The organism is Rhodococcus sp. 7Tela_A2, assembly GCF_049311045.1.
GTDB lineage: Bacteria > Actinomycetota > Actinomycetes > Mycobacteriales > Mycobacteriaceae > Rhodococcus.
Genome location: NZ_JAXION010000114.1, coordinates 1 through 13,368, shown reverse-complemented (window position 1 = coordinate 13,368; position 13,368 = coordinate 1). Strand labels below are relative to the sequence as shown.

The window sequence follows — 13,368 nt, the reverse complement described above, 5'->3', positions numbered from 1 at the left end:
GTCCTGACCCCTGGTCAGGACGGCGGCGCCGTGACTACGTCCGCACGAGAAGCCGACGCCACGTCGAACGCGGTGTCGTCGAATGCCGCAAGCTCCTTCAGCATCCGCCGGGTCGACCACGGCCAGTTGAAACTGTTACGGCCGTTGGCGTCGAAGAAGTAACTCTGGCAGCCTCCGGCGTTGTACACCGTGCCGGCGAGTGCCTTCTGTACGCGCGTGTTGAAGGAGTCCTGCGCGGCGCGGCGGGGCTCGACGCGGGTCCATCCCTCCTGCCGCGCACGGGTCAGCACCTGGAGGACGTAACCGAGTTGCGCTTCGAGAATCGTGAATGCCGAGGTGTGGCCGGTGCCGAGCGACGGGCCGAGCAGAACGAATGCGTTCGGGAACCCTGCGACCGTGGTTCCGAGATATGCTTGCGGACTGCCCTTCCAGTGGTCGTCGAGGCTACGGCCCTGCGCGTCGAAGATTCGGCTCGCGACCGGCATGTCGAGAATGTGGAAGCCGGTGCCGAAGATGATCGCGTCCACGGCGGTTTCGCTTCCGTCCGCCGCGACCACGACGTTCCCGCGCACGGACGCGACGGCCGTCGGATGAACCTCGACGCCGGGTCGGGCCAGGGACCGGTAGTACTTGTTGGAGAACAGAAGTCGTTTACAACCCAGCGTGTACCGAGGCGTCAGCGTCTCGCGGAGTCGGGGTTCGCTCACCTGAAGTCGGAGCCATATCTTGCCGAGTTGCTGAATCACCTTCATGATCCACGGGTTTCGGAAGCCGAGTCCGAGCGCCTCCATGATGCCGTACTCGACGCGCCGGAGAGCGTCGTGCGCGCCCGGCACACGCCGGAGTACGGTGCGCTCGAAGGCGCGCAGGGCGTAGTCCGGCTTGGGCAGCACCCACTGGGCCGTGCGCTGATACACGTGCAGGGCTTCGACCTTCGGCTGGATCTCGGGGATGAACTGCACCGCGGACGCACCCGTGCCGACCACCGCCACGCGCTTTCCGGTCATGTCGTACCGGTGGTTCCACCGCGAGGAATGGAACACTTCGCCCGGGAACGTGTCGAGTCCGGGGACGTCGGGGACGAGGGGTTCGTTCCAGGGACCTGCTGCCGCGATGAGCGCGCCGGCCGTGATCACGCCGGCGGAGGTCTCGATGATCCATCGGTGGGTCTGTTCGTCCCACTGGGCGCGACGCATCTCGGTACCGAAACGCACGCGGGGAAAGATGCGGTGTTCCCCGGCCACTCGCTCGATGTAGTGCCGGATCTCCGCCTGCCCGGCAAAGAGACGGGACCAGTCCCGGTTGGGTGCAAACGAGTACGAGTACAGAGCAGAGGGGACGTCGCAGGCACATCCCGGATAGGTGTTGTCGCGCCACGTACCCGCGACAGCGTCTCCCTTTTCGAGAAGAACGAAGTCGTCGATCCCCTGTTGGCTCAACCGGACCGCCGCGCCGATACCGGAGATTCCGGCGCCCACGATCACCACCTCGTAATGCTTCACTGCCGAGCCTCCATATGCAGTTCCCCCGATGACAGGACCGAGTCGCCGTCCACGTGCACCCGTAGGTGCGAGCGGTGCCGGAAACCGATCCATCGACGAATTGTGTGTAACTCGCCGTCATACCAAGAAGTTACCAGGCACTGCAGTCTCCGACCACCGCGCCGACCACTCGCTCGGCATATGTTCTGCGGGCCCTCCGGATCCGAACAGCGTCAGCCGATTGCCGGAGGGATAACCGGGTATCTCGACGTCATGGACCAGTCGGAGACACCGCTGCTGACGGGGTTGGCGCAATACCACGAACTTGGTCGCTACGGATTCTCCCCGCCGGCGCACCGCGAGGGCCGCGGGGTCGATTCACGCGTCGTAGAGGTGCTCGGCATCGATCCGTTCCGGGCCGACGTACTCGCTTCCGGCGGTCTCGACGACCGAACCTCCAGCAACGGGTACCTGTCCCGGGCCGAGCAACTCATGGCCGAAGCAGTCGGCGCCGAACAGGCCTTCTTCTCGACCTGCGGCAGTTCGCTCTCGGTCAAGGCCGCGATGATGGCCGTGGCGGGAAACGATCCCGGCGGCTTGTTGCTCGGGCGCGATTCCCACAAATCGGTCGTTGCGGGATTGATCTTCAGCGGCGTCGTTCCCCGGTGGATCACCCCGCAGTGGGACGAGGATATGCACTTCTCCCATCCGCCTTCACCCGAACAGGTGCGGCAGACATGGGAGGAATACCCGGATGCCGCCGGAGCCCTGATCGTCAGCCCCAGCCCGTACGGCACATGCGCGGACATCGAGGGCATCGCCGCGGTATGCCACGAACGAGGCAAACCGCTGATCGTCGACGAGGCGTGGGGGGCACATCTGCCCTTCCACGACGACCTGCCGACGTGGGCCATGGATGCCGGGGCGGACGTGTGCGTGGTGAGCGTCCACAAGACAGGTTCGGGCTTCGAGCAGGGTTCGGTGTACCACGTGCAGGGAGACCTGGTCGACGGCGCACACCTGTCCGCCTGCGCGGATCTGCTCATGACCACGAGCCCCAATGTGATGATCTACGCCGCGATGGACGGCTGGCGACGGCAGATGGTCGAGCACGGCACCGAACTACTCGGGAGCGCACTCGACCTCGCCCGTCGCACGCGGGACCGGATCGCCGCACTCGACGGACTCGATGTCCTCGAAGGCCGCCTGCTCGGTGACCAGGCCTCACACGACCTGGACCGGCTCCAGATTCTCGTCGACGTCGACGCGCTCGGCGCCTCGGGCTATCAATGCGCCGACTGGCTCCGCGAACATTGCCGGATAGACATGGGATTGACCGATCACCGGCGGATCCTCGCAACGATCTCGATTGCCGACGACGACGACACGACGGACCGTCTCGTCCGCTCCCTCGAGTTGCTGGTGCAGGAAGCCGAATCGTTCGAGACCCCGCCGAAAATGTATCTGCCGGGACCCGACGAGATCCAGCTCGAGTCGGTGATGTCGCCGCGAGATGCATTCTTCGGCCGTGCGGAAATGATCGCGGCAGACAAGGCCGCCGACCGTATCGCAGCCGAGCAGATCACCCCGTATCCCCCGGGCATCCCCGCGGTGGTGCCCGGCGAGCGGCTCGATCGGGCGGTTCTCGACTACCTGCGCAGCGGACCGGGCGCGGGGATGACTCTCCCCGACGCAACCGACGCGACACTAGAAAAGCTACGTGTGGTCGTCGAGGACTGACGTCGGTCCGGAACAGACGGAACCCACCTGCCCTCCGCCGAGGTCGAGCGCGGCAGTCGCCTCAGGCCGGCTGGACGGCCGCAGTCAGGAACAGGGACGCGAGCATCGCAGGCGCCCGATGCACGCTGACGCAGGGGATTCCTGCCGCGCGGACGTCGTAGATCACCTTCGCCTCCGTCGGAGAACACATACCGTCGAGGACCTCCTCGGTGGCCACTGCGCCCCAGACATCTCCGGCCGCGGGAATGTCTCGCGTCGTCAGCCACCCGTGTTCGTCCGCCCAACTCTGCACCGCGCCCCAGTGAGCGCGGGCGGCAGCATCGCACGGCGTGCCCACCAGCACCACATATCTCTGCGGAGACGTCATTGTCACCCTCACCTTCTCGTAGCGGCCGTCTGTGTCCGGCGCCGTGTAGCAACGCCGGACACCCTCCCCGGGTATCAGTACAGATACCGCGGCGTGTGGCCGGGTAAACCTGAGTGTGAGGTGGTGCTGCCCACGATCCGGGTGGGAACGCCGCCGCGACGCGGTCACGCCGTGGCGGGCCCCGAGTCGACGAGTCGGGTCGCAAGCTCGGAAAGAGGAGTGTTGGTGTCCTGCGACAGCCGCCGCAGCATGTCGAAGGCACGCAGCGCGTCGATACCGTAGCGCTCCATGATGATGCCCTTGGCCTGGCCGATGACATCCCTGGTTGCGAGAGCCGAGGTGAGTTGTTCCTGAACACGGGCAGCCGTGATCGCCGTGGCAGCTTGTGCGGCCAGGGCATCGACGAGGGCCTCGTCCCCGGCATCGAACGCATCCGCGACGCGGGAATGGAGATTCAAGGTCCCGACCTCGTCGCGGTGGGTGTACAAGCGCACCGAGAGGCAGCTGAGGACTCCCGCGTCGACCGCGGCCGACGCGTACGCCGGCCATCGCGTCTCGGTACGCAAGTCCGCGCACCGGACGATGGGGTCGGACCTGGCAGCGTCGAGGCACGGGCCTTCGCCCAGTTTGATCTGCATTGCCTCGAGCTGCGCGGCCAGAGGCGAGGTGGCAGCGGTGGATCGAAATTGTTCCCGATCGACCGAGAGGAGAATGCCGATACCGTCGGCCGCACCGATCAGTTCTGCCGCCGACGCAGCGATCCGATACAACGTGCTGTCGAGATCCTCGGGAACGAAGAACTCACGCGCCAGCACTCCGATCCGTCGGCTGATCTCCGCCGAGGTCGGAAAACCGGCCGGAGCGCCTTCGCCCCGTTCCCACCCGTCCATACTCGATAGTCTCCCACGGTGTAGCGCAGGGAGCAGCAAGCAGCAAGCAGCAAGCAGATAATTCTACCGAATTCGCGTTACGAAGGTTCGGTGCGCTCTTCGGCGATCCACCGGGAAAGGATGACGAGCGGAATCCCGGTGTCCTGCGAAAGCTTGATGAGCATGCCGAACGCACGGTCGGCGGGGATGCCGAATCGCTCCATCATCATGCCTTTGGCCTGGCCGATGACGTCACGGTTCAGCACTGCGGAATGCAGCTTCAGTTCGTCCCGTCCCGCGGCGATGGCGATGGCCGCATGCGCCGCGAACGCCTCCCCGACCGCAATCGATTCGCCGCCGAATACGTTCGGTGACGTGGCGAACAAATTCAACGCCCCCGCGGTGCTCGCCGAGGTGTACAGCTGGAACGACAGAATGCTGCGCACCCCCGCGTCGAGCGCTTCCGGGGTGAACCGGGGCCATCGGGTCTCCGACACGAGATCATCGCTGAGGGTGGTGAAGGCACCCATCGCGGCATCGACACACGGTCCTTCCCCGAGCCGCTCCTGCGCACGATCGAGTTCGACGGGCAACAGCGACGTCGGGGCATGGGATTCGAACGTGTTCTTCCCGCTGATGAGCAGGATGTCTGCGCTCTCGACGCCGGGAATCAAGTCGACGGCAGAGTCGGTGACCGTGCGCAGTACACCCTCGAGGTCGCGCTGTCCCGACAGAGATCGCGCCAGTGCTGCCAGCGAATCCACCAGTTTGTTGTCGATCGGCTCTGCCATGAGAGCGCCCTCTTCCGCATCGACCACGATGTCGCTGACGAGGCGAAAAAGTGCCCGGGCCAAGTTGCCCGTGACCTCCACGCTACCCCTGATTCGTGCCCAGGGACCTGTAGCGCTGCGCGTGCTCCGGAACCCGGAGCGGACCTGTCTTGTCCGATGCGAGCGCAGCCCCACGTGGTTCCGGGAGCTCGGTCAGGCGGAGGGGTCGCCGCCGAGTTGGGCGGGACCCGCCTCGACAATTCTGGCCGCGACTTCGGCAAGCGCAATATTGCTGTCCTGGGAGAGCTTGCGCAGCAACTCGAAAGCGCGTACGGAATCGACGCCGAACCGCTCCATGATCATGCCTTTGGCCTGACCGATGATGTCGCGGCTCGCCAGTGCCGACGAGAAGTTCTGGTGGTCACGTGCGGCACTCAACGCCATTGCTGCCTGCGCGGCCAGCACCTCGGTGATCGCCTCCGCGTCCGTGTCGAAAGCATTCGGCTTGAACGAGAACAGATTCAGCGCACCCATCGAGTCCTTCTCGACGTAGAGCTGGAACGACAAAGTGCTGAGCACTCCTGCCTGGACCGCTTCGCGGGAGAAACGCGGCCACCGTGTCTCGGTCCGAAGATCATCCGTCCTTACGATGAGATTCTTGTACGCAGCATCGAGGCATGGCCCCTCGCCGAGCTTCTCCTGCACGGCATCGAGTTCTTCCGGCAAAGTCGAGGTAGCGGCGTACGATTCGACCTTCCTCCTGCCGGTCACCACGAGGACGTCGGCGCAGTCGGCGTCCGGCACCAGTTCGACCGCAGCGGTGGTGACACCGCGCAACGTATCCGCGAGACTGCTGGGACGGTAGAACTCGCGTGCCAGCTTCGCCATCTGGCGACCGAGGTCCTGTGGTTCCGCCGACGCATTCATGAGCAGGTCCTTTCTTCGGCTGGAAAAGGCACACCGTACGCCGACCGTGCGGGAGGTTGCCTACACATGCCGCCAGCCGCCTGCCACCGAGGTGATGTGTCCGCCTCGCGTCGTCCGACGGCTCGGACGTCGACCACTGTGTCGATCCCGCGCCGGCCCCTTACCTTCGACCGTTGCCTTCATGAGCGGGACCTTCCATCGCGAATCAGGGGTTCCCGGGTCGGTCCCGAAGGAAACGTCCCAGTGCCGATCACGCTGTGGGAGACGACGGTGTGCATTCCGAGCGGTCCCCTTACCGCGGACGACGGGACCGGCCTCGGTGGAGGTCAGACGGTCAGCAGCACCCTGATCGCGCGGCGTTCGTCCATCGCTCGGTAGCCCTCCGCTGCCTCTATGCCGCCGGGCCCGGAAACAGTTTTCGCGGCGACGTACCTCCTCGACGCCGCTCTCGGGACGCTCGGCGTCGTCACCGGCATGATCAGTGGAGTCACCGTGCGCGGTCCCGGCGGCGCCCGTCCAGCCACGCGAACGACCCCCGAAGCGGCGGTGCTCCAGCGCATCCTCGCCGAGTTCCGGGAGCAGGACGTGGGCGCGGTGCCGATGGAAGTGTCGTCTCACGCCATCGTCCAAGGCCTCGTGGACGGCGTGTGGTTCCGCACCGTTGCGTTCACCAACCTCGGACCCGATCATCTGGACTTCCACGGAACGATGGACCGCTACTTCGCCGCCAAAGCCGCCGTGTTCACCCCGGACCGCGCAAAGGCCGCCGTCGTCAATCGCGACGACGAATACGCGAGGCGATTGGCGGCGACCGCGAGGATACCGGTGTGGACCCACTCGACGAACGACACGCATGCGGATCTGTACGCCGACGAAATACGTTGCGGTGCCGACGGAACCGACTTTTCTCTGCACACACCCGACGGGTATGCCCGAGTCCGCCTTTCCCTTCTCGGACCGCACCAGGTGGGTAACGCGTTGACCGCTCTCACGTCGCTCGCCGCCACCGGTGCCGACGTACTGGGTGCGGCGGCGGGCCTCGAGACTCTGCACGGCGTCCCCGGGCCGCCTCGACGCCGGCCAGGATTTCCTCGCCCTCGTGGACTACATGCACAACACGTCGGGCCAGAAAGAGTTGTTGCCGTTTCTGCGCTCGCTGACGGCCGGCGGGCTGTTCATCCTCGTGATCGGCGCGACCGGCGACCGGGATCCGAGCAAACGGTTCCCGCTCGGGCACACTGCCGCCGCGTACGCAGACGTCGTCGTCACCTGATCCGGTGACGAGCAAGCGCCGACTGCTATCCGGCGTCCGGTACCGGCACTCCAGCCTGCCTGCGCGGTTGTAACTGGGTGGCGCTCGCCAGTCCGATGACGAGGAATCCCGCCGCGAAGAACAACGACCACCTGGTGGCGTCCGCGAAACCTTCCGACAGGGCCTCGGCGGTCTCGGGACCGGCCGGACCGAGACGGCCGTCGTCGCCCTGATCGCGGATGATCGGAATGGTGCTGCCTGCCGAGTCCCGGGTGCTGTCGACCAAGCCGGACTGCACCTGCGCCGGTAGAGGACTCGATTCGAGGCGGTCGGTGAGGCTGTGCGCCAAGCCGAGCGAGAGCACGGTCCCGAGGATGGCCGTGCCCAGGGCTGCGCCGAGCTGCCGGGAGGTGCTCTGAATGGCAGACCCCTCCCCCGACTCCGCTGTCGGGATATCGACCAGCACGGTTCCGGTGAGCTGGGCGGACGCGAGGCCCAAGCCCATGCCGTAGATCGCGAGCAGCAGCGCGAGCAGGACGGAGCTCGCCGACGGGCGGAGGTACAGCGCGAAGGCGAGCACCCCGATCACTTCCAGCGTCAGACCCAGCATGACGGTACGGGGAGCTCCGAGTTTCCCGGTGACGAAGCGCGCCGAAGCCCCGGAAGCGAACGCGCCCAGCGCCATTACTGCCAGCACATAGCCGGCGCCGAGGGTACTGAGTCCGTAGGCGTTCACGAGGAACAGCGGTAGCACCAGCAGGAGCCCGAATTCTCCGATCGCCACCGTCATCGCGGTGGTGTTTCCCCAGCTGAAGGTGCGGATCCGGAACAGGGTCAGGTCGAGGATTGCGGACCGCCGGAGGCCGGCACGGTGTCGCTCCCACATCACGAACGCCCCGAGGGTGACAACTCCCACCACAGCGACAACCGGGGTCGCCGAGATCGGCGCGGTCTCCGGCCACGTCACCCCGAAGACCCTCAGATCGGCGATCGGTTTCCACCAGCCGATCTTCTGCCCCTCGATGAGGGCGAACACCAGCGCGCCGAACCCGATCGCACTCAGAATCGGCCCCAGGACATCGAGTCCGGGAACCGTGGTCTTCGACCGTGTCTCGGGCACGAACAGCACCGCTCCGATGATGACGAGGATGCCGATCGGCACATTCACGAGGAAGATCCACGGCCAGGTGAACGAGGTCGTCAGCCAACCTCCCAGCAACGGACCGACGGCTGCCATCCCCGAGATCACCGCACCCCACACGCCGAACGCGACTGCTCGGTCCCTGCCGCGGAAGGTGGCGTTGACCGTCGAAAGTGTGCAGGGAAGAACGAGGGCACCTCCGATGCCCTGAACGACGCGGGCAGAGATCAACGTGGTGGAACTGTCCGACGCCGCTGCGGCCAGGCTTCCGCAGATGAACACGAGCACCCCGATGATGAACAGCATTCGGCGACCGGCTCGGTCGCCGAGCCTTCCCGTCGTGAGCAACAATGCCGCGAACACGACCGAATAGATGCTGTTGATCCACTGCGCGTCGGTCAGATCCAGGTTCAGGTCGTCGATGATGACCGGGAGGGAGACGTTGACAATCGTGCCGTCGACGACGATCAACGACAGTCCCAGGGCCAGGACGCCGAGTCCGATCCACTTCCGGCGGCCCACGTCGACTTCAGGATCAGGGGTTTCCATCGTCATCGGAGGCTTCCTTTCCCGGCTGCGGAGTTCGTCGCCCTGGACAGCACCGCACCATCGACGGAACTCAGGGAGTGAGCATCACCTTGATCGCTCGACGTTCATCCATTGCGCGGTAGCCCTCGGCTGCCTCGTCGAGAGGCAGAGTCAGATCGAATACGGCTCCTGGGTCGATGGCGCGGTTCCAGATCAGGTCGATCAACTCCGGCAGGAAGCGCCGTACCGGGGCGGGCCCGCCGTGCAGATGCACCTCGGCGAAGAACAGTTCTCCGCCGGGCAGCGATACGTCATGGGACACACCGACATACCCGACGTGCCCACCCGGCCGTGTCGAGCGGATCGCCTGCATCATCGACTCCTGGGTGCCGACGGCCTCGATCACCGAGTGCGCTCCCAGTCCGGAAGTGAGGTCCTTGATTCTCCCGACGCCCTCGTCCCCGCGCTCCTCGACGATGTCGGTGGCTCCGAACTCGCGCGCCAGCTCTTGACGATCGGCGTGGCGGCTCATGGCGATGATCCGTTCGGCGCCGAGCTGTTTCGCTGCCATGACCCCCAGTAGCCCCACTGCACCGTCACCGACGACTGCGACGGTCTTACCGGGGCCTGCCTCCGCAGCAACCGCGGCGAACCACCCGGTTCCGAGTACATCCGACGCTGCCAGGAGCGAGGGGATGAGATCCGGGTCGGGTGGGCCGGGCGTCCGGACGAGTGTGCCGTCGGCCAACGGGACGCGCGCGTACTCGGCCGGGGTGCCTATGGCACCCATCGGTACGGCGTGCACGCACCGGGACTGATAACCGGCGCGGCAGATCTCACAGGTGTTGTCGGATGCGAAGAACGAACCGACCACGAAGTCCCCGACCGCGACGTCGGCAACCGCATCGCCTATCCGGGTGACCGTTCCGACGTACTCGTGACCCATCGGCATGTGGTCGACAGGGTCTGCGCCGCGGTAGGGCCACAGATCGGAACCACAAATGCAGGTGGCGGCCAATCGGATGACGGCGTCGGTCGGCTCGAGTATCTCCGGATCCGGACGGTCCGCGATCCGCACCTCGCCGGGCCCGTCGAGAATGACTCCACGCATGAGATCTCCTTCGTCTGCCGACACGGATTCCGGTTCACCCGTTTCGGGTTCGGGGTTCCGCCCGCGTCCGAAAGGTCAACTTCGGCGATCAACGACGCGAACGTGCACTCCGTTCGGGTGCTGCTCACGCAGCCCGCGGCGTTCCCGCTACCGATCACGGCTGCACTGCTCTCCAGGTCACAGTACGGGCAATTGCCGTTCGGAAAGTGCATCCCCGACGATGCCGCCTGATCTGATGGACAGCACGACATCGGGCGATGACGGCCGCCCTCGCCGTCCGGGACATACGTGGGAGGGCTCGGCCGAAGGAGGACGTCATGCAGATCGTGCGCAGCTCGCTCGATACCGGGATAGGCCCGGAGGACTGGTTCAGCGGTGATGTCTACATAGACCCGGTGGCGGCAGCGCCGCCGCCGTCGCGAGTGTCGGCCGCTCTCGTCCACTTCATGCCCGGCGCCCGCACGCACTGGCATCTGCATCCCCTCGGCCAGACCGTCTTCGTCACGGACGGGGTCGGGTTGTGCCAGCGCCGGGGTGGCCCGGTCGAGGTGATCCGGCCCGGGGATCGCGTGTGGTTCGAAGCCGACGAGGAGCACTGGCACGGCGCCGCGCCCACCCGCCTGATGATTCACCTCGCCATCAACGAAACGGACGACGAGCACGATACGGTCCACTGGCTCGAACCTGTCACCGACGAGGAATACAACCGGGTGCCCGAAGGCGAACTCTGAACAAGCCTCAATCCTTGACTTTGACAAAACAAGGTTCCACACTTGACCGATGTTCGTCTTGACGGCCGATCAACGAGGCAGTCGCCGCGACATCGACCGCGTCTCGGGACTTCTCACCGACCTGCGTGACCCACGATTGGTCCGTCCGTTCGACCGCACAGCCGGCGACGAAGTTCAGGCCGTCGCCGACGATCCCGGTGTGGTGGTCGACCTCGTGCTGGAACTGCTCCGGCGAGAGCGCTGGAGCATCGGAATCGGGATCGGCCCCGTCGAGACTCCCCTGCCGAAACAGACCCGCGCCGGTCGCGGACCGGCATTCGAACTCGCCCGACGTGCCGTCGAACGCGCCAAGAGTTCCATCGGGCAGGTCGCCGTGGAGGGCGACGACGCCGAGGCCGCAGCAGATGCCGACGCCGCATTGACCTTGCTCGCGACCCTCGTCCTCCGGCGCTCCCCCCAGGGACACGAAGCCGTGGCACTCGCTCGCACCGGATCGACGCAAGCCCGGATCGCCGACGAACTCGGCATCAGCAAGCAAGCGGTGTCCCAACGCCTGGCCGCGGCCGGGTGGCAAGCCGAGATCGCAGGATGCGCGCTCGCTCACCGACTGCTGGAAAGGGCCGATCGTTGACTGTCGTCTCGCTGGTGTGCCTTGCCGTTGCCGCCCTCGCGCCCGCGCTCTCTCTCCGTCCTACGCTCCCGGCGTGGCTCGGCGCGGCAGTGACGACCACGGCGCTCGGCGGTGCAGCCCTGGCGGCCACCGCCACCGCGCCCGTGCACGGCCTCGCGCTGGCAGTGACACTCGCGCTCACCACCCTGGCCGCCGTCACCGGCGGCGGACCGGCCGTACTCGTCGCCTTCCGTATCGCCCGACGCCAACCGGATGCCGGACCCGATCCCGCTCCTCCGCCCGGGCCGCTGCGGGGCGGACGGGTCATCGGCGTGCTCGAGCGCGGCGCCGTCGCGGTGTCGATCCTTGCCGGGTGGCCCGAAGGCATCGCGATCATCATGGCCGTCAAGGGTCTCGCGCGGTACCCGGAGCTACGCGAGCCGAACGCCTCGGAGCAGTTCATCATCGGCACGGCCACCAGTGTGCTGTGGGCGTGTGCCGCGTGTGGCGTCGGTACCGCGCTCATCACCTGATCCGCGCTCACCCGGATCCAGGGCCTCCGCATCGGGCTGGCATACTCGCTCGGACAACCGAATATGCCATCGAACTGCAGCGGGAGAGTTCCGCACACGTGCGGGCGCCGAAGGAGCAACCTCCCCGGGAATCTCTCAGGCCCCCAGACCGCCGCCGGCGAGGCTCCTCTGGAAAGCAACCCCGCGGGGTTCACCGAAGGTGTAAGTGGGTCCACGGATCCGCGAAAGCTCTCAGGTCACATGACAGAGCGGGGAACCGACCACCCGCCGGTGCGCGATGCACCCTGTCCGGAGGAAGTTCCGTGGCTCCGTCTGTCGACGCACCCTCACGCGTGCCTGTCGTTCCGCTTCTCATCGATAACCGCCCGGCCGATGATCAGTCGGCACATACCCGCCGAAGGCGGCTGGGTATCGCAGCGATCGTGGTCTCCGCAACGGCGATGGGCACCGCCGGGTTGTTCGGCCGCATGGCCACCCCTCCCGGCGCCGTACTCGGCGAAGCCCTCACCTTCGGCCGGATGCTCGTCGGCGGGCTGGGGATGCTGGTGATGCTGGCACTGTCGCGACGTCTCGGGAAATTGCGACGAGTCCGGCTGTCGTGGTCGGTGGTGCTCGGCGGCGTGTTCCTCGCCCTGTCCCTTGCCACCTATCTCTCCGCGACCGTGCTCACCGACCTGTCGCGCGCGGTGGTCCTGCACTATCTCGGCCCGGTTCTCGCGACCGTGTTCGCGAGGATGTTCCTCGGAGAGACGATCACTCGCCGAGATGCGGTGTCCCTTGTCGCCGCGTTCACCGGGATGCTCCTGGCCGCGGGTCTGATCGGCGGCGCGCCCGCCCCGAGTTCGGACGAGCAAGTGCTGGGTACCGTGCTCGGTGTCGTGTCGGGAGTGTTCTACGGCGCCGCGCTGCTCTGCTACCGCTATCGCTCGGATATGCCCGCAGACGTACGCAGTTTCTGGACCTTCGCATTCGGGGCGGCAGCGACCGGGCTCGTCGTGGTGGTCACCCGACCCGATCTTTCCGGAATGACCCCGGGCAACTGGGTATGGGCTATCGGGTTCTTCGTCGTCTGCGGGTTGTTCGCCTTGGGCCTGCTCGTCGTCGCCGGCTCGTATCTGCGTGCGGCCGAACTCGCCGGACTGTCCTACCTGGAAGTCGTGGTCGCTCTGCTGCTCGGTGTGGCGGTGTTCGGTGAATCCGTGTCGCTCCTCGCGGGCGTGGGCGCCGGTCTCGTCATCGTGGCGATGGCACTTCCGCTCACATCTCCTCCCCCCCCCCCGCCCGCGGCAACCCCCCCCCCCCCCCCCC

General features: G+C 66.4%; 13 protein-coding genes and 1 riboswitch. Of the genes, 6 read left to right on the top strand and 7 right to left on the bottom strand.

Annotation, left to right across the window (positions count from 1 at the left end; translation table 11 throughout):
- Positions 1-14: 14 nt before the first annotated feature.
- Positions 15-1,502: an NAD(P)/FAD-dependent oxidoreductase gene (locus TVH25_RS17740; protein WP_346765173.1), complete on the bottom strand. Its 1,488-nt coding sequence runs from the start codon at positions 1,500-1,502 to the stop codon at positions 15-17.
- 252 nt (positions 1,503-1,754) lie between these two features.
- Here TVH25_RS17740 and TVH25_RS17735 point away from each other — a divergent pair, with 252 nt between their 5' ends.
- Positions 1,755-3,221 carry an aminotransferase class I/II-fold pyridoxal phosphate-dependent enzyme gene (locus TVH25_RS17735; protein WP_422425012.1) on the top strand — a complete coding sequence of 489 codons (1,467 nt, stop codon included), beginning with the start codon at positions 1,755-1,757 and terminating at the stop codon, positions 3,219-3,221.
- A 61-nt stretch (positions 3,222-3,282) separates the two neighbouring features.
- Here the strand turns inward: TVH25_RS17735 and TVH25_RS17730 are convergent, their stop codons facing one another.
- The 4 genes from TVH25_RS17730 to TVH25_RS17715 all read right to left on the bottom strand — a co-directional run bounded on the left by TVH25_RS17730 (position 3,283) and on the right by TVH25_RS17715 (position 6,154).
- Positions 3,283-3,588, bottom strand: coding sequence for a hypothetical protein (locus tag TVH25_RS17730; RefSeq protein ID WP_422425010.1), 306 nt, complete (start codon positions 3,586-3,588; stop codon positions 3,283-3,285).
- A gap of 164 nt (positions 3,589-3,752) precedes the next feature.
- Entirely contained in the window at positions 3,753-4,478 is a 726-nt protein-coding gene (locus TVH25_RS17725; protein ID WP_169652127.1) for a GAF and ANTAR domain-containing protein, read from the bottom strand.
- Between the two features lie 77 nt (positions 4,479-4,555).
- Positions 4,556-5,329, bottom strand: a complete 774-nt coding sequence (locus TVH25_RS17720; protein ID WP_346765331.1) for a GAF and ANTAR domain-containing protein — start codon at positions 5,327-5,329, stop codon at positions 4,556-4,558.
- A gap of 111 nt (positions 5,330-5,440) precedes the next feature.
- The gene (locus tag TVH25_RS17715; RefSeq protein ID WP_169621918.1) at positions 5,441-6,154 is read right to left on the bottom strand and encodes a GAF and ANTAR domain-containing protein; all 714 of its coding nucleotides are present in this window, start codon (positions 6,152-6,154) and stop codon (positions 5,441-5,443) included.
- 393 nt (positions 6,155-6,547) lie between these two features.
- Here TVH25_RS17715 and TVH25_RS17710 point away from each other — a divergent pair, with 393 nt between their 5' ends.
- Positions 6,548-7,435 carry a Mur ligase family protein gene (locus tag TVH25_RS17710; protein WP_422425008.1) on the top strand — a complete coding sequence of 296 codons (888 nt, stop codon included), beginning with the start codon at positions 6,548-6,550 and terminating at the stop codon, positions 7,433-7,435.
- 17 nt (positions 7,436-7,452) lie between these two features.
- Here the strand turns inward: TVH25_RS17710 and TVH25_RS17705 are convergent, their stop codons facing one another.
- Together TVH25_RS17705 and TVH25_RS17700 are read right to left on the bottom strand one after the other, a co-directional pair.
- On the bottom strand, positions 7,453-9,102 hold the full coding sequence (locus TVH25_RS17705; RefSeq protein ID WP_169621917.1) for a DHA2 family efflux MFS transporter permease subunit: 1,650 nt from the start codon (positions 9,100-9,102) through the stop codon (positions 7,453-7,455).
- Between the two features lie 64 nt (positions 9,103-9,166).
- Entirely contained in the window at positions 9,167-10,186 is a 1,020-nt protein-coding gene (locus TVH25_RS17700) for a zinc-dependent alcohol dehydrogenase family protein (RefSeq protein WP_422425007.1), read from the bottom strand.
- Between the two features lie 317 nt (positions 10,187-10,503).
- Here TVH25_RS17700 and TVH25_RS17695 point away from each other — a divergent pair, with 317 nt between their 5' ends.
- From TVH25_RS17695 to TVH25_RS17680, 4 genes are all read left to right on the top strand, one after another.
- On the top strand, positions 10,504-10,917 hold the full coding sequence (locus TVH25_RS17695; RefSeq protein ID WP_169652129.1) for a (R)-mandelonitrile lyase: 414 nt from the start codon (positions 10,504-10,506) through the stop codon (positions 10,915-10,917).
- A 49-nt stretch (positions 10,918-10,966) separates the two neighbouring features.
- Positions 10,967-11,548, top strand: a complete 582-nt coding sequence (locus TVH25_RS17690) for a hypothetical protein (protein WP_422425005.1) — start codon at positions 10,967-10,969, stop codon at positions 11,546-11,548.
- Entirely contained in the window at positions 11,545-12,060 is a 516-nt protein-coding gene (locus TVH25_RS17685) for a hypothetical protein (protein WP_296549521.1), read from the top strand. The genes TVH25_RS17690 and TVH25_RS17685 overlap by 4 nt, the downstream gene beginning before the upstream one ends.
- Before the next feature lie 70 nt (positions 12,061-12,130).
- A riboswitch (glycine riboswitch) is annotated at positions 12,131-12,221 on the top strand.
- Between the two features lie 261 nt (positions 12,222-12,482).
- Positions 12,483-13,368, top strand: an 886-nt coding sequence (locus tag TVH25_RS17680) for a DMT family transporter (protein ID WP_422425003.1), incomplete at its 3' end; no start/stop codon positions are given.